Origin of the sequence: Acinetobacter sp. ANC 4558, assembly GCF_002135375.1 — a bacterium.
Taxonomy (GTDB): domain Bacteria; phylum Pseudomonadota; class Gammaproteobacteria; order Pseudomonadales; family Moraxellaceae; genus Acinetobacter.
In genome coordinates this window covers 92,276-108,849 of sequence record NZ_NEGH01000012.1, presented here as the reverse complement: position 1 = coordinate 108,849, position 16,574 = coordinate 92,276, and the positions used below count along the sequence as shown (strand labels likewise).

Annotated in this window: 13 protein-coding genes and 4 tRNA genes; 5 read left to right on the top strand and 12 right to left on the bottom strand. The window is 36.9% G+C overall.

Annotated elements, in window-relative coordinates; genetic code table 11:
* The first annotated feature begins 309 nt into the window (after nt 1-309).
* The 3 genes from B9T31_RS14305 to B9T31_RS14295 are packed head-to-tail and all read left to right on the top strand — an operon-like array spanning nt 310 to nt 2,613.
* Nucleotides 310-915 (top strand): YfiR family protein, encoded by a 606-nt coding sequence (locus tag B9T31_RS14305; protein WP_086182617.1) that lies wholly within the window; start codon nt 310-312, stop codon nt 913-915.
* Between the two features lie 4 nt (nt 916-919).
* On the top strand, nt 920-2,119 hold the full coding sequence (locus tag B9T31_RS14300; RefSeq protein ID WP_086182616.1) for a sensor domain-containing diguanylate cyclase: 1,200 nt from the start codon (nt 920-922) through the stop codon (nt 2,117-2,119).
* Between the two features lie 17 nt (nt 2,120-2,136).
* Nucleotides 2,137-2,613, top strand: a complete 477-nt coding sequence (locus B9T31_RS14295) for an OmpA family protein (RefSeq protein ID WP_086182615.1) — start codon at nt 2,137-2,139, stop codon at nt 2,611-2,613.
* 87 nt (nt 2,614-2,700) lie between these two features.
* Here the strand turns inward: B9T31_RS14295 and B9T31_RS14290 are convergent.
* The 8 genes from B9T31_RS14290 to secA form a co-directional block, all read right to left on the bottom strand.
* Nucleotides 2,701-2,777: transfer RNA gene (locus tag B9T31_RS14290), tRNA-Pro, on the bottom strand.
* Nucleotides 2,778-2,794: 17 nt separating this feature from the next.
* Nucleotides 2,795-2,870: transfer RNA gene (locus B9T31_RS14285), tRNA-His, on the bottom strand.
* A gap of 34 nt (nt 2,871-2,904) precedes the next feature.
* Nucleotides 2,905-2,981 (bottom strand) — tRNA-Arg (locus tag B9T31_RS14280).
* Between the two features lie 42 nt (nt 2,982-3,023).
* A tRNA-Pro gene (locus B9T31_RS14275) sits at nt 3,024-3,100 on the bottom strand.
* Between the two features lie 150 nt (nt 3,101-3,250).
* Nucleotides 3,251-4,318: a quinolinate synthase NadA gene (gene nadA, locus B9T31_RS14270; RefSeq protein WP_086182620.1), complete on the bottom strand. Its 1,068-nt coding sequence runs from the start codon at nt 4,316-4,318 to the stop codon at nt 3,251-3,253.
* Between the two features lie 128 nt (nt 4,319-4,446).
* A complete protein-coding gene (gene argJ / locus B9T31_RS14265; protein ID WP_086182614.1) occupies nt 4,447-5,667 on the bottom strand; it encodes a bifunctional glutamate N-acetyltransferase/amino-acid acetyltransferase ArgJ in 1,221 nt (406 codons plus the stop codon).
* A gap of 163 nt (nt 5,668-5,830) precedes the next feature.
* Nucleotides 5,831-6,127 carry a hypothetical protein gene (locus B9T31_RS14260; protein ID WP_086182613.1) on the bottom strand — a complete coding sequence of 99 codons (297 nt, stop codon included), beginning with the start codon at nt 6,125-6,127 and terminating at the stop codon, nt 5,831-5,833.
* Between the two features lie 129 nt (nt 6,128-6,256).
* Complete coding sequence (gene secA, locus B9T31_RS14255) at nt 6,257-8,968, bottom strand: preprotein translocase subunit SecA (protein ID WP_086182612.1); 2,712 nt, start codon at nt 8,966-8,968, stop codon at nt 6,257-6,259.
* A 483-nt stretch (nt 8,969-9,451) separates the two neighbouring features.
* Between secA and B9T31_RS14250 the strand changes: the two genes are divergently transcribed.
* Nucleotides 9,452-9,997, top strand: coding sequence for a dual specificity protein phosphatase family protein (locus B9T31_RS14250; protein WP_228146054.1), 546 nt, complete (start codon nt 9,452-9,454; stop codon nt 9,995-9,997).
* A 26-nt stretch (nt 9,998-10,023) separates the two neighbouring features.
* On the opposite strand, the gene B9T31_RS14245 is transcribed toward B9T31_RS14250, so the two are convergent.
* The 4 genes from B9T31_RS14245 to trpA are packed head-to-tail and all read right to left on the bottom strand — an operon-like array spanning nt 10,024 to nt 14,033.
* Nucleotides 10,024-11,067 carry an SPOR domain-containing protein gene (locus tag B9T31_RS14245; protein WP_171264768.1) on the bottom strand — a complete coding sequence of 348 codons (1,044 nt, stop codon included), beginning with the start codon at nt 11,065-11,067 and terminating at the stop codon, nt 10,024-10,026.
* The gene (gene folC / locus B9T31_RS14240) at nt 11,054-12,340 is read right to left on the bottom strand and encodes a bifunctional tetrahydrofolate synthase/dihydrofolate synthase (RefSeq protein WP_086182610.1); all 1,287 of its coding nucleotides are present in this window, start codon (nt 12,338-12,340) and stop codon (nt 11,054-11,056) included. The genes B9T31_RS14245 and folC overlap by 14 nt, the downstream gene beginning before the upstream one ends.
* Nucleotides 12,337-13,233, bottom strand: a complete 897-nt coding sequence (accD, locus tag B9T31_RS14235) for an acetyl-CoA carboxylase, carboxyltransferase subunit beta (RefSeq protein WP_086182609.1) — start codon at nt 13,231-13,233, stop codon at nt 12,337-12,339. The genes folC and accD overlap by 4 nt, the downstream gene beginning before the upstream one ends.
* On the bottom strand, nt 13,230-14,033 hold the full coding sequence (gene trpA, locus B9T31_RS14230; RefSeq protein WP_086182608.1) for a tryptophan synthase subunit alpha: 804 nt from the start codon (nt 14,031-14,033) through the stop codon (nt 13,230-13,232). The genes accD and trpA overlap by 4 nt, the downstream gene beginning before the upstream one ends.
* A gap of 634 nt (nt 14,034-14,667) precedes the next feature.
* On the opposite strand from trpA, the gene B9T31_RS14225 reads away from it, so the two are divergent.
* A complete protein-coding gene (locus B9T31_RS14225; RefSeq protein ID WP_086182607.1) occupies nt 14,668-16,509 on the top strand; it encodes a DUF3413 domain-containing protein in 1,842 nt (613 codons plus the stop codon).
* The last annotated feature ends 65 nt before the right edge of the window (nt 16,510-16,574 follow it).

Here is a 16,574-nt window from a genome sequence, read left to right as displayed (position 1 = left end):
CGATCGATCAATCAGTAAAAATCCACACAAGTTGTTCTTCATATTCTCTTAATGATCTTCTTACTGACTCGTCATCAGTAAGCTAGGTCGGCTATATTACTCTCTTTTTCCAGAAAGTCAACTAGTTTTGTTAATCTTTTAAAACCTTCTCAAAACTCTCAGATCTTACCACTTAAGGCTAAATCCTTGTTTCTCAACAAGTTTTAATCAACATCACCGCCGATGGATGTGCATTCTACACCATCCCCATTCCAATGCAACCCCTAAATCAAATTTGTTCTTAAATTTACTATCAAGTGAATACTTTGTGTGCAAAAATACTTACTCAAAGTCTGTTTTTTAAGCCAATTTGATATGTATTTCATTTTTTATGTTATATTTGAACACAATATAATCAAATACTTTCAGCCATTAATAATAATGAAGATTTATTTTACTACCTTAGTTCTTTTACTTTTAGCTATATTTAATTTTAATATAGTACATGCAACTCAACCTCAAAATGTTACAACCACCATTTTCTCCATTTTAAGTTATGTGAATTTAGAAAACTCTTCTCCCTTAATCTGCACAATCAACAATTCTTCGCTCGCAGACCAACTCATAAAAAAAGCACCCCCTCAAAATAAATATCGACTCAAGAATATAAGTAATAATGATTTAAAAAAGAATAACTGTAATGTCATTATTTTTTCAACATTCTCTCCTCGAGAAGAACAAACCATTCTTAATCTTTATAGCAATACCCCTGTACTATCCATCAGCACAAATAATGCTCAATGTGAAGAAGGAAGTGCTATTTGCTTATACCGAAAAAAAAATCAAATCTCTTTTAAAATAAATTTAGAAAGCGTTAATCAATCTAAAGTATCAATAGATCCACGAGTTTTATTACTGGCAAAGGAGGCAGAGTGAGAAGATGAAAACTACCACCTCCTTACACAATGTATTTAAAAAATCTCAACTCGCTATCTTGGGTTTAACATTTCTTTTATGTAGTATCATATTTGTTTTAGTCGCGAGTTTCACTTTAAGTACATATGCCAAACGAAGTCTTACCGTTTTAACAAAAGCATTAAGTGAAAGAATTCAACCTGCGGTAGTTTTCAATGATAAAGCTGCTATTGACAAAATATTAAATAATTTTATAAATGAATACCCTATTCGATCTATTACTGTCGCGGATCAAACAGGCAACCCCATCACTGAATCCATACAGTACCAATCATCACCACTACAACTTGAATTTATTTTAGATAATTTATACTTCAGTAAACCTATCGAAGTTAAAATAGAACACAATAATCAATATTTCGGCAAGCTCATTGTTTACGGTAACTCATCTAGCCATGTTGAGTTCTTTAAGAAGATTATCTTTTCTCTCTGTATTGGTTTCTTATTCATATTTATTATTTTACATTGGTCTGTAAATTCAATTTATAAATATTTAATGCATTCCATTAATCCAATTGTACAAACCGCCAAAACAATTAGCTCAAATAAAAACTATGCGTTGAGATTTTCCGATTCAAACATTTCTGAACTCAATGAAATTAACTCTGTTTTTAATGAATTACTAACAAAAATTCAAGCATCAAACCAACAACTACAAAATGAAAATCAACAATTATCTTACCGTGCTAATCATGATGAACTTACACAACTCCCCAATAGAAATTATTTCTATGAAAAACTGATCTATATTTTTAAACATAATTTAAATCAAAATATTGCTTTATTATTTATTGATAATAACAACTTTAAAGAAATTAATGATAAATATGGGCACCTTGCAGGTGATGCCGTATTGAAAGAAATGGCCTTTCGCCTAAAATCCAATTTAAGACAAAATGATTTTATTGCGCGTTTTGGTGGCGATGAATTTGCAGTTTTAGTCAATGATATAACACATAAAGAAAATGTAATTACAATTTGTGAAAACTTGCTGGATTCCTGTAAAAAACCAATTATACATGCAAATCAGGAAATTTATTTTAGTTTTAGTATCGGTATCGCACTTGGTTGTTACTTTAATTCACCAGAAACATTAATTATTGAAGCAGATAGCTCTATGTATAAAGCAAAAATATTACCCGAGCACTGGTTTATTGCATCTTAATAATAGGACTTCACACTATGAATAAAAACCTCTCTAAAATCTTCTCACTCATTGTAATGAGTTTAATATTAAGCGCATGTGCCTCACATGGTTTATCCAACAAACAAAAACGATTCTTACAAAACGAAGGATTCAACCTAACACAAGAAGGCTGGAGTCTTGGTTTACCCGATGATCTACTTTTCGGATCTGATCAGTATCAAGTTGCACCCAAAACAAAAGAGAAAATAGCACACTTATCCAAACAGCTTTTAAAATACGACCTCTCAAAATTAAAAATTATCGGCCATACAGACAATGTTGGCGCAAATGACTATAACTTCAAACTGTCTGAAAAACGTGCAGAAGCCATTAAAGACTTATTTATAGAGCAAGGATATAAGCGTGAAAATATCGTAACGATTGGTCGTGGTTCAACTCAACCAATCGTTCCGAATACGAATGATGCAAATAAAGCAACCAATCGACGTGTAAACATCACCATCATCCCCTAATCGATTAAGCTCCTTTTAAAAGGAGCCTTAATATAATATTTTATTTTTTAGACACAAAAAAACCGCATAAAGCGGTTTTTTTAAATATGGTCGGAGCAGTAGGATTCGAACCTACGACCCCCTGGTCCCAAACCAGGTGCACTACCAGGCTGTGCTATGCTCCGAATTTCAACTATAAAGTTGGGGTGAATGACGGGATTCGAACCCGCGACAACTGGAATCACAATCCAGGGCTCTACCAACTGAGCTACATCCACCATAGTATTTGGCTCTATATACCAAGCTACCAATTGGCGCGCCTGACAGGATTCGAACCTGTGACCATCCGCTTAGAAGGCGGATGCTCTATCCAACTGAGCTACAGGCGCATGACCGATGATAATACTACCATGCGATTCGCCTTGAGGAATTGGTCGGAGCAGTAGGATTCGAACCTACGACCCCCTGGTCCCAAACCAGGTGCACTACCAGGCTGTGCTATGCTCCGTTCATCTCAGCTTTCGTATCGCATATCGTGCGGTACGGTGTGCATTCTAGGCGCGACGCTCTTCAACGTCAACACCTATATTTAAAAAAAATCAAAAAAATATATCAACCGTATATTTATCAAGCATTTTACCCATTTTTCATACAACTATTAACGCTTTAGGCTCGCACTAAATGCCAACATACGATCTAATGGCATCTTTGCCCTCTCTGCTAAAGTAGAATCTACAAAGATTTCCTGATCATTTTTTTGTAAAACCGATAAAATACCATCCAACTCATTCATTGCCATCCAAGGGCAATGTGCACATGAACGACAAGTTGCACCCTCTCCCGCAGTTGGTGCTTCAATTAATATTTTATGGGGTACCGCTTGCTGCATTTTATAGAAAATCCCTCTATCTGTTGCAACAATAAGGTGTTCATGTGGCAAGGTTTGTGCAGCTTTAATTAACTGAGATGTACTTCCAACGGCATCAGCAATATCAATAACAGATTCAGGCGACTCTGGATGCACAAGCACTGCTGCATCTGGATAAAGTGCTTTCATTTGCTCAATACCGCGCGCACGAAACTCTTCATGTACAATGCATGAGCCATCCCATAACAACATATTTGCGCCTGTTTTTTTCTGAATATAACGCCCTAGATGTTGATCCGGTGCCCAAATAATTTTTTCACCCAAACCATCTAAATGTTCAATAATTTCTACTGCACAACTTGACGTAACCACCCAATCTGCACGTGCTTTAACAGCTGCTGAAGTATTTGCATACACAACAACGGTATGATCTGGATGTTGATCACAAAAAGCTGTGAATGTATTCACAGGACAGCCCAAATCTAAAGAGCATGTTGCCTCTAATGTTGGCATCAGTATTGTTTTTTCAGGAGATAATATTTTAGCGGTCTCTCCCATAAATTTCACACCAGCAACCACTAAGGTTTGTGCTTCGTGGTCTCGACCAAAACGCGCCATCTCCAAAGAGTCCGACACACAACCACCCGTTAATTCAGCAAGTTCCTGTACATCTGGATCACAGTAATAATGCGCAACCAACACTGCGTTTTGTTTTTTTAGTTCAGCACCAATTTGTTCAAACTTTTGCTTTTTTAACTGATCATCCATAAGGTTAGCTTTGGGCTCGCCCAGACGATCCAAATGCGCTTGCACAATTGATTTTGCTTCATTGGCAATTAAATTGCTCGCATTATTCATCATTCAGTCTTCTCTATCCTTTTCACTTGCTCAGCAAGTCTATTCCTCTTTGCTGATCAAATAATATCATCAGCAGCTAAAGCTGTATGTATAAAAAGACCTCACTATGGAGGTCTTCAAATCATCATTTATGAACGATAATCTGCATTAATCTTGACATAATCATAAGATAAGTCACAAGTGTATACCGTGTCTTTCGCATCTCCACGCCCTAAATCAACTCGAATCGTCATTTCAGTTTGTGACATGACTCGTGCGCCAGCTTCTTCCGTATAATCTTCCGCTGCACCACCATCCTTACAGATTTGTACATCATCCAACCAAACTTGGATTTTTTCAACATCTAAATTTATAACGCCTGCATAGCCAATAGCTGCAAGAATACGCCCCCAGTTTGGGTCAGATGCAAAAATTGCTGTTTTTACTAAAGGTGAATGCGCAATGCTATAAGCAATATCACAGCACTCTTGAGTATTCTCACCCCCTTCAACAGCAATAGTGATAAACTTTGTTGCCCCCTCACCATCTCGAATAATTAATTGTGCTAATCGCTTCATAACCCGTGTAAGCACATCAAAAACTATCGAATAACGTGGATCTGTATCAGAGGAAATTTCAATTCCACCAGCCTGACCAGTTGCAGCAAAAATACATGAATCATTTGTTGATGTATCACCATCTACGGTAATTCGATTAAACGAAAGATTTACAGTTTCAAATAATAATTGCTGTACAAGCTCTCGGCGAATGGGTACATCTGTTGCAACATAGCCCAACATCGTTGCCATATTTGGGCGAATCATACCTGCGCCTTTTGATATGCCTGTCATGGTATACGTTATACCATCCAAAACAAACTGCTCAGAAGCACCTTTTGGCGTAGTATCAGTGGTCATGATTCCGGTTGCAGCATCTAACCAAGCATTTTCACTTAAGGAATCTAATGCCGGTTTTAACCCATTGATTAAACGCTCAACTGGTAGTTGCTCACCAATTACACCTGTTGAAAAAGGCAAAACCTCAGTCGCTGTAACACCAGCAAGTTCTGCCAGTTGGACACATGTCTTTTCTGCATTGACAAGCCCAGTTTTGCCAGTCCCTGCATTGGCATTTCCAGTGTTAATGACAAGATATCGAGGGTTTGTGATTTTTAGATGTGCTTTTGATATATGTACAGGCGCTGCACAAAATGCATTTTGTGTAAACACACCTGCAACATTTGACCCTTCTGCAAACTCAAAAATAACGAGGTCACGTCGGTTCTGATAACGTACATAAGCTTCTGCTGAACCAATTTTTACACCTTTCACCGCATGCATCTGCGGCATAGATACGTCACCAACTGCCATTTTTAAGCTTCCGAATCAGATTATGAGAAAAATTAAGCTTAGATCAAAAATACAAAAAAATCGAGTGAAAGCATACTTTCACTCGATTTTAATTTTTGCAATCAATAAAAAATCAACTTCATGTCTGACTTTTCAATAATTTTTTAAATATAAAACCACTTGATTACTTAGCTAAATCTAATAACGCTTTTTTTGCTGCCTGCTGACTTTCTGGTGACAAAGCAGGATTTGTAGCAACAATGCGATCAACATTATTTGTATTAATCACTTCAAGTGCTTTGGTTTGTATAATCACTGGACGTTGATTTGGGTTAGGGACTGTGTACTGGATACCAGTTCGAGGACTTTCAATCACTACCTGCCCATTCGTTACAGGAACTTGCGTAGGTGCTTGGTCTGCATATGCTAAAACAGGAGCAAGTAATGTCACTAACAGCAAAGAATTTCGTAATTTTTTCATAGTTTATCCATAATTCATTTTCATTTGAAGTTAATCAATTATTAACCCCACGAATAACTTTGACCGTCACAACAATCTTATCGTCTCAAAAGACAGGATATGAATATACCCGCCTTTTAAATCAATAATCTAGATTTTACCATGACATTGTTTATATTTAAGCCCTGAGCCACACGGACAAGCTGAGTTGCGACTTGCTGGCGGTACAATCTCCCCTACAGGCTCAATCAACCCACCATCCACCTCATTCTCACCAAATAAATTATCATAATCATTATGTGATAAATTTAGTTGCATTGCTTGCGCTTGGGCTTGTTGCTGTGCTTCTAACTCAGCAAGTTCTTCTGGGGTTGGAACATGAACGCGAGACAAGTCCATCACAACATCGGATTTGATCACACCTAACATATTCACAAATAAGTTAAAGGCTTCTTTTTTATATTCTTGCTCAGGATTCTTTTGTGCATAGCCACGTAAATGTATCCCCTGACGTAAATAATCCATTGCTGCAAGATGATCTTTCCAATGGCGATCTAATGAGCCTAAAGTAAAATGACGTTCTAGCATAACTGCTGACTCATCACCCATTTGCAGACGTCTTTCGTTATAACGCGCAATTACATCATCAGAAATACGACGTGCCAACGCCTCTTCATCTAAACGACGATCTTCTTCAAGCCATTGTCCTATCGGAAGCGTAATATTTAGATCTTCTTGTAATGCTTGCTCTAGGCCTGGAATATCCCATTGATCATGAATCGACTCTAGTGGAATATAATTGGCAATAACACCAGCAATAACCTCACGATTCATTTCTTCGACATAAGCATGTAAAGAACTTGCTGCTAAAATTTCATCACGTTGTGAGTAAATAATTTTACGCTGCTCATTATTGACATCATCATATTTTAATAAGTTTTTACGAATATCAAAGTTACGTGCTTCTACTTTACGCTGCGCATTTTCAATAGAACGAGAAACCATTTTATGTTCTATCGCTTCATCTTCTTTTAACCCCATGGCACGCATCATACCAACGATTCGATCTCCTGCAAAAATACGCATTAAATCATCATCAAGCGATAAGAAGAATCGAGATACACCTGGGTCACCCTGACGACCAGCACGACCACGTAACTGATTGTCAATACGACGAGATTCATGACGCTCTGAACCAATAATATGTAAACCACCAGATGCTAATACAGCCTCATGATTTGCTTCCCATTCGCTTTTTAAGCGTTGTTCATCTTCAGTCGTTGGATTTTCAATTTTTGCTAATAAAACTTTCCAGTTACCGCCCAGTAAAATATCAGTACCACGGCCCGCCATATTGGTTGCAATAGTCACTGCACGTATTGCACCTGCTTGAGCGATAATGTCTGCTTCACGCTCATGTTGTTTGGCATTTAAAACTTCGTGTGAAATGCCAGCATCTCGTAGTTTATCCGATAGAATTTCTGATGCTTCAATTGTTGCAGTACCAATCAAAATTGGAGCTACACCAGATTCTTGAATACGTTGAATTTCCTGAATAATTGCAGAATATTTACCATTACGATTTAAATAAATTAAATCATTTTGATCATCACGAACCATTGGTCTATGCGTTGGAATTAGCACAACATCTAAACCATAAATTTCTTTCATTTCAGCAGCTTCAGTATCTGCTGTTCCTGTCATACCAGATAGCTTGCGATATAAGCGGAAATAGTTTTGGAATGTGGTTGTTGCTAATGTTTGGTTTTCAGGTTGAATTTCTAAGTTTTCTTTTGCTTCAACCGCTTGATGCAAACCTTCTGACCAACGACGACCTGGCATGGTACGCCCTGTATTTTCATCTACAATAATCACTTCACCGTCATGAATAATGTAGTGAACATTGCGTTGGAAAAGAAAATGCGCACGAATTGCAGCAGAGACATGATGAACTAAATTCAAATTTGCTGCCGAATATAAACTTTCGCCTTCAGCCAATAAACCCATTTCAATTAATTCAGCTTCAACTGTTTCATAACCAATCTCAGTCATTTCAACAGAACGCTGTTTTTCATCAATCCAGAAATGTCCGCCATCTACTACTTTTTCTTCTTTTTGCGGATGTAATTTGGCTGGAATGGTATTAATTGCACTATAAAGCTGTGATGAATCTTCACTTTGACCAGAAATAATTAATGGTGTACGTGCTTCATCAATTAAAATAGAGTCCACTTCATCAATAATGGCATAGGTTAGTCCACGCTGTTTTTTCTCAGCAAGTGAAAATACCATATTGTCACGTAAATAATCGAAACCAAACTCATTGTTCGTTCCGTACGTAATATCGGCCTTATATGCTTCAGATTTTTCCATTGGATCTTGCATTGAATAAATAATTCCAATGCTTAATCCTAGAAATTCGAATAATGGACGGTTTAACTCAGCATCACGTTGCGCTAAATAATCGTTCACCGTAATGACATGGACACCCTGTCCACTAATCGCATTCAAATAACATGCAAGAGTACCCATCAAGGTTTTACCTTCACCGGTACGCATCTCTGCAATTTTACCTTCGTGAAGTGTAATACCACCAATCAGCTGCACATCGTAATGGCGCATTCCCATGATACGCTTTGCTGCTTCACGGCATACAGCAAATGCTTCTGGCATTAATTTGTCTAAGCTTTCGCCATTTTGGTGGCGTTGTTTAAATTCTTCAGTTTTTGCAGATAAGTCTGCATCATTTAAAGCTGATATCGTCGGCTCGAGCGCATTAATCTTTTCTACGATTTTACGCATGCGTTTGAGTTCACGCTCATTTTTAGTACCGAAGATTCCTCCGATTAAACTTGCCAACATGGATAGACTCTCTAAATCTTGCTTGTCAATTGAATAAGTTTTTTGTCAATCATTATTATGGTGCCAGAAATATGAAGTACAAGTGTTTTATGATCAACACCGTAAAAAACTCTTTCTTTTTTGTTCTAACACGAAACATAAGATGTCGTAATGTATCAAATTTCAACCTAATATTATAGGAAAAACTTTTAGTTTAATGGTCTAATTTTCCGCTTTACACTTTGGTTTCTATTTAAAATACGCATCACACTTCTAAATTTAGAGCGTTAAATAAGCATTGTTTTAAGATAACATTGAGATATTTACACGTTGAACTTATTTTATATTTTTTAAAATCATAATCTTAAGACACTTCCAATCCTATCATTTCATTTTTAAAATTTGAACGATGTTCACACCTACCAAAATCTCTTAAAATAAAATGAAATAATAAATATGATCAATAAAACTATGTTGAATGACTTACGTATTGCGCTGTTGTTGATGAGTTTATCTATATTTAACATCGCTTGTGCCGATGTCCATGTTGAACGCCCAATAGAATGGGGAACTCTTATTCATAAAACAAATAATTTTTATCGTGTGAGCTCTTCTGTCTACCGTAGCAAACAACCATCAAAAGAGTTCATTCCACTTTTAAAACAGCACAATATTGATATTATTCTAAATCTTAGAGTATCCAACAAAGATAAAATATTATTTAAAGATCTGCCTTTTCAATTAAAACATGTTCCCATTCGAACATATGCAATGTCTAAAGAAAATTTACTTGATGTCATGAAAGTTATTCAAGACGCCCATCAACAGAATAAAAATGTTCTCATTCACTGTTATCACGGATCTGATCGAACGGGTGCAACTATTGCTATGTACCGCATTATTTTTGAAAACTGGTCAACTGAAAATGCCTTACATGAAATGAAAACTGGTGGTTACGGTTTCCATCCAATTTGGTCAAATCTTGAAAAACTTTTTAGTCCCAAAAATATAAAATGGATTCAACAAGAACTGTCAAATCCATCAACTTAATATTGAAAGAAAATATCTTTGATTTTCTAATTTCTTTTGTCTAAAGGTACCCAATCAATGACCCATGCTGACTTCATTCCCAAACTTTCATCAGCTGCAATCTTTTTACGAATGATATCTGCTGAAGATCTATCTTTTGATGGTCCAACCATCAAGCGAATGCCTTTAGAAGTTGGACTTTGTGTCACTTTATAGCCCTTTGCTTTTAATTTTGCAGATAAAGCATCTGCATTGGCTTCATTTACTGCAAGTGCAACTTGTACCATCCATTGCTTATCACCATTTTCAAGCAAATCTCTCGCTGTATCCGCTTCAGCCTTTTTTTGTGCTTCAGCTTTACGTGCTGTTTCTTTTTTCTCTGCCTCTTTACGTTCTAGCTCTTTTTTCTCATTGAGCTTACGTGCGTCCTCAGCCTTTTTTCGCTCATCAGCCTTTTTCTTTTCCTCTGCTTTTTTATTGGCTTCTTCTACAGCTTTGCGTTCAGCTTCTTTTTTCGTATTTTCTATTTTAAGTTGTTCGGCTTTTAGCTGTTCTTGCTTTTTACGCTCAGCTTCCTTTTTGGCATTTTCAGTCTTAACTTGTTCAGTCTTTTGTTGCTCTTGTTTTTTCTGTGCGAGTAACTTTTCATCTGCTAATCGTTTTTGTTTTACTTTTTCATCTTCAATTAATTCTGGAGGAATATTATCCGAACTCTGCTGTGCAGCAGTACGACGTGCATTAATTGCTGCGTATTCTTCAGCGGCTTTACGTGCTGCATCGGCTTCTGCTTGCTGTTGCATTTCCAAAAACTGTGCTGCTCGTGCCTCTTGTTCTGCAACGGATTTCTCTCTTGCACGTTTTTGCTCAGCCAATAATCGTTTTTCTGTTTCGATATCCACAGTCACAGGTTGCAATTGAACCATCTCATTTTGAGATGAACTGCTATTCTGCTGTATTTGACCTGTAGATGTTCCTTGTACATCAGTTAGCTGTATTTCTTCTTTACCCTTCAAAAGCAAGGCAGCCAATAAAATACCACCACCCAATAAAACAACACCACCCAACCAGCGCTGTTTGTTATTCATTGACATTTTCCAAATACTCCCATACGGCTTCTAGTGTATGGAACGATCCACATACCAAAATCAGCTGATTATTGTTTATTTCATTTAAAGCCGATTCAAAAGCCAACTGCACACTATGATAGTGCTGTATATCTTCACCTTTCAAAGCATCATCTAATTGTCTCATGTCTGCAGCACGAGGCACAGTTAGTGGTGCAATTTTCCATAACTTCACTGTTTCTTTCAAGAGCGCAACCACAGATTTAATATCTTTATCTGTAAGCATTGAAAATACAGCAACAATTTCTTTATGTTGATTATTATAATTTAAATAATTATTCAATTGTTTTAATAAAAATGCAACACCGTGAGGATTGTGTCCCGCATCAAAAATAACCGTTTTATCTTTGATTTTTCTAATTTCAAATCGTCCTTGCAATCGAGCTGAATCAATCCCTCGTACGATTGCATCATGTGTGATCTGAAGTCCACTCACCAATAATGCAACAACAGCAGTTGAAATATTTTCTAATGCCAATGTACCCAATGGTAGCTCAACGGTAAGACCTGGTGTTGCTAACGTCCAGTTTTTGCCATCCGTATGATCTTGATAAAAGTAATCTCGGTTCACTGCATATAAAAAAGCTTGGCATTCATTCACTTTATTTTGAATCGCTTGGGGTAATGCTTGATGTCCACCAAAAATAACGGGAATACCTGAACGTATAATTCCTGCTTTTTCAAATGCAATTTTTTCAATGGTATCACCCAACCAATCGGTATGATCTAAACCAATATTGGTAATCACTGCCACATCTGGATCAACAACATTGACCACATCTAAACGACCACCTAAGCCAACTTCTAAAACCCAGACATCGCACTGTTGAATTTTAAAAATAACAAAGGCAGCTAAAGTCGTCGCTTCGAAAAATGACAATGATAAACCACATTCACGTCGTGCTTGATCAACCAATACAAAAGCATCAATTAATGTTTGATCATCAACCTCAATCCCATTTAATTTTACGCGTTCATTAAAACGATAAATATGAGGTGATTGATATAAACCCACACGATAACCTTGAGCATTAAGAATAGCAGCCAGTGTTGTCGTTGTTGAACCTTTACCATTTGTACCTGCAACCGTCAGTACTTTAGCATGAGGTCTTGTTACTTCCAGCTTTTCTGCAATTGGAATAACGCGTTCTAGACCTAAGTCTATGCCTGTAACATGAACATGGCTCCAATAATCGAGCCATGTATTTAAAGAATCGGATGCAAGTGGTGCTGTGTTCAAGATATATTCATCAACTTTGTCACAATACGATATACAGTATCACGTAATGCATGACGATGAACAATTTGATCGATCACGCCATGATCAAGCAAATATTCAGCGCGTTGGAATGGTTCTTCCAATGTCTCACGCACAGTTTGCTCAATCACGCGTTTTCCAGCAAAACCAATCATTGCTTTAGGCTCTGCAATATGAACATCTCCAAGCATTGCTAAAGAAGCGGTTACACCACCATATACAGGATGTGTTAATACCACAATATACGGAAGACCTTCTTCCTTCATACGCTGAATTGCTGCTGAAGTACGCGCCATTTGCATTAGAGACAACATCCCTTCTTGCATACGTGCACCACCAGATGCTGCAAAACAGATTAAAGGCTGGCGTGTTTGAATCGCACGTTCTGCTGCTTGAACAAAACGATCACCCACAACCGTTCCCATTGAACCGCCCATGAAATCAAACTCAAAGGCACAAGTCACAACGGGTAAATCTTTTAATAAACCTTGCATTACGACTAATGCTTCAGTTTCGCCTGTTTTCTTTTGCGCTTCTGACATACGCTCTGGATAAGCTTTGCTATCTACAAAGTTTAATGGATCTTTCGCTTTAAACTCTTGTCCTAGTTCTGCTTCAACTTGATCTAAAAACCAAGTTAAACGATCACGAGCTTTCATGCGTAAATGTTCATCACATTGAGGACAAACATAAGCATTGAATGACATTGCAGTACGTGTCACCAAAGCATGACATTCTGGGCATTCAATGGTTGGTTCTGTAAAAATTGCTTTTAATGCCTGCTGTTCATCAGGAATATGAATACCTGGAACACCACGTGCTGTCCATGGCGTAGATGGGCTGAGGATTTTCCCTGTTTTCACTTCTTGACTCATACTAACTCATCGAGCGCAGCTCGAAGCTCCTTAACTTTATTAATTGTTGCTGTCGTTGCTTGTTCTGGAGTTAGACTTGCAAATTGCTTAACAAAGGCACTGCCCACGATAACTGCATCGGCAACATTACCCATTGCTTTTGCAGATGCTGCATCACTAATCCCAAAACCAACACCTACAGGAATATCTGTATATTGCTTAATTTTTTCGATTCGTGAGGCCGCTTCAGCTACATCTAACGATGCAGCACCCGTGACGCCTTTCAAGGAAACGTAATAAATAAATCCACTTGCTTGTTTTACAACATGTTGAATACGTTCATCTGTTGATGTCGGAGCTAGTAAAAAAATTTGATCCATATTATATTTTTGCAATACAGTATCTAAATCTTTTGCTTCTTCTGGTGGTAAATCTACCAACAGGACACCATCAACACCGCATTCATTTGCGTAAGCAACAAACTTTTCATAGCCAATTACTTCAACTGGGTTTAAATACCCCATTAAAACAACAGGTGTTTCAGAATCATTTTTACGGAACTCTTTGACCATATTTAAGGCATCAAACGTGTTCGTTCCCGCAGCAAGTGCCCGTTCTGCAGCAAGTGCAATGACTGGACCATCTGCCATTGGATCTGAGAAAGGTAGACCTAACTCAACCACATCGACACCTGCCTCAACCATTTGATGTAAGAGTGGGACTGTTACATGTGGATGAGGGTCACCTGCCATAATATAAGAAACTAAAGCCTTACGTTGTTGAGATTTCAGTTGTGCAAATCGATTGGCTAAACGTGACATAGGGTTGTACATTCCTTGAATTATTAAAACTGAAGAATTGCGATTGTAAAAATACAAGACACCGCATTGTAACGCTATTTTTTACTCATTGAATAGAGCACAATACTTTGAAGTCGCATTTCATTTGCAAATCATTTTTTTCAAAACAACCCGAAAGGTACATTTACTGATATTTGAGTGCTTTTCTCAATGATCAAAGATGCCTTTTTTCAGCGATTATAAAAATACTTAACTAGGATAAAAAATAGCTTTAAATTTAAATTATGAATATAATTAAATAGATACAACATAAACTTTGTTTTTTTGATATTGCAAAACCTGCTTTAATCTCTATTTCCACCCATATGCTGATACATCGTTTTAAATTCGATCTCAATATTTTAACATTCGTAACACATTACAATTTTCTTTCCCTTTTGTTTTAAATACCATTTTCTCAATCAAAAAAAGCACCTTTAATGACATTTAAACGCATCATCTAGCAAGGGCATTTCATTGGATCTTTCTTCGATCAATAGAATTTGCGTTGAAAATTATGCTATATTTTTGCTCAAATTACATTTTATAGTTGTGACTTTTCATTTAGTTATATGCTGTAGATGTGCCTTATTCTTTTTGACCCAGATTACTCTTTATGTTTTTCAAATCTAAACTACGTGTTCATTTATATTTTACGATTATAAATGCCTTTATTGCCATGCTCATTGCATGTCGATATTTTGTTTATTTATCCGAATTTCCAACAGACATACTCGGCTTTAGCTTTTTAATCAGTAGTGTCATTTCTCATATGGCATTATTAATGATCTGTTTAGGGATTGTACTGATTCCCTTTTTACTTTTACCCAATATTGCCCGTCGATTGACTCAATCCGCTGCCTTTTCCTTAGCATTGATTGTGTTATTTATCGATACCATTGTTTTCGCACAATATCGATTTCATATTAGTATTATCATGCTCGAATTGGTCATGTCTGGTCAGGTGGTCAGCTTTGGCTTTATGACATGGTTCATGACCATCGCGGGAATTGTTATTGTTTGGGCGGCTCAATATTTTCTGTTGGTCTATTTAGAGAAAAAGACTGAAACATTGACCGCATGGAAATTCGGCAAAAAATTTACAGCACTCTTTTTTATTTGCTTCATTATTTCACATGGTATTCACATTTGGGCTGTTGCAAATGTCTATCAACCTGTGACGGTCACTAAAAAATACCTTCCTCTATTTTATCCAACGACTGCCAATGGTACCATGGAAAAATATGGCTGGATTGATGAGAAAGCATTAGAAAAGCAAAAAGCCATGTCGCTGAGTAATAAAAGTGATCTGAATTATCCTCGTCAAGCGCTTCAAGTAGAACCCATTGAAAAGCCATTAAATATTGTACTAATTGCTGTAGATTCATGGCGTGCAGATACATTTAATGCCGACAATACGCCAAATGTCTGGGGTTTTGCACAATCAGGAAAAATATTTAATAATCATATTTCTGCAGGAAATGCGACACGCACTGGTATCTTTGGTTTATTTTATGGTATTCCAGGCACATATTGGCATGCCATGCTTGCGAATCATAGAAGTCCTGTATTTATAGATCGCTTACAAGAATTAAATTATGATTTAGGGCTGTTTGCTTCTGCAAAGTTGACCAACCCTGAATTTCATCAAACTGTATTTGCGAATGTTAAAAACCTTCGTGTAGGTTCACAGGGTCCAAGTCCATCCGATGCAGATAAAAACTTAACGAAAGACTGGATCGAATGGTTTGATCATCGTGATCAATCTAAACCATACTTTTCATTCTTATTCTATGATGCGCCACATGGTTATGATTTTCCAAAAGATTATCCTCATCGTTATGAACCAATGTTGAATGAGGTGAATTACCTTAAATTAAATAATGACACTGATCGTTCATTAATGATGAATCGCTATAAAACCAGTGTGCACTTTGTAGACAGCCAAATTAAAATCATTTTAGACAAGTTGAAACAATCTGGTGATTTGGAAAATACGGTGATTATTATTACAGGAGACCATGGTCAAGAGGTCAATGATAATAAGGACAACTATTGGGGACATAACAGTAACTATACCGATCCACAAGTAAAAGTTCCGTTTGTCATTATTGGACCTAAAGTCAAAGAATCTCAAATCATGCAATGGGACAGTAATGCGTATACAAGCCACCAAGATGTCATTCCAACCCTTATGAAAAACTATCTCGGTGTGAATAATGATGTACACGATTATTCTGTAGGTGAAGATTTATTTGGTCCACCGATTGCACGTGATTGGATTCTGGCTTCAAACTATAGTAGTTATGCCATTATTAGCCCAGAGTCTATTTTAGAAGTCGGTGTTGTTGGTCAATATTCCATCTTGGACAAACACAATCGCCCAATTAAAGGACAACAGCCTAATGCTAAAAATCTACAAGCGGCCTTAGAGCAAATCAGTCGTTTTAATAGGTAATCAGTTCTCTATTTGTAGTACAAAGATGTCATTATCTTTGTACTACAATTTAATTTTAAGACAAC

Excerpts from the sequence above, each read along its gene's own strand:
- B9T31_RS14300 (WP_086182616.1), top strand. The coding sequence starts at position 920 with ATGAAAACTACCACCTCCTTACACAATGTATTTAAAAAATCTCAACTC.
- B9T31_RS14295 (WP_086182615.1), top strand. The coding sequence starts at position 2,137 with ATGAATAAAAACCTCTCTAAAATCTTCTCACTCATTGTAATGAGTTTA.
- nadA (WP_086182620.1), bottom strand. The coding sequence starts at position 4,318 with ATGAATAATGCGAGCAATTTAATTGCCAATGAAGCAAAATCAATTGTG.
- argJ (WP_086182614.1), bottom strand. The coding sequence starts at position 5,667 with ATGGCAGTTGGTGACGTATCTATGCCGCAGATGCATGCGGTGAAAGGT.
- B9T31_RS14260 (WP_086182613.1), bottom strand. The coding sequence starts at position 6,127 with ATGAAAAAATTACGAAATTCTTTGCTGTTAGTGACATTACTTGCTCCT.
- secA (WP_086182612.1), bottom strand. The coding sequence starts at position 8,968 with ATGTTGGCAAGTTTAATCGGAGGAATCTTCGGTACTAAAAATGAGCGT.
- B9T31_RS14250 (WP_228146054.1), top strand. The coding sequence starts at position 9,452 with ATGAGTTTATCTATATTTAACATCGCTTGTGCCGATGTCCATGTTGAA.
- B9T31_RS14245 (WP_171264768.1), bottom strand. The coding sequence starts at position 11,067 with ATGTCAATGAATAACAAACAGCGCTGGTTGGGTGGTGTTGTTTTATTG.
- accD (WP_086182609.1), bottom strand. The coding sequence starts at position 13,233 with ATGAGTCAAGAAGTGAAAACAGGGAAAATCCTCAGCCCATCTACGCCA.
- trpA (WP_086182608.1), bottom strand. The coding sequence starts at position 14,033 with ATGTCACGTTTAGCCAATCGATTTGCACAACTGAAATCTCAACAACGT.
- B9T31_RS14225 (WP_086182607.1), top strand. The coding sequence starts at position 14,668 with ATGTTTTTCAAATCTAAACTACGTGTTCATTTATATTTTACGATTATA.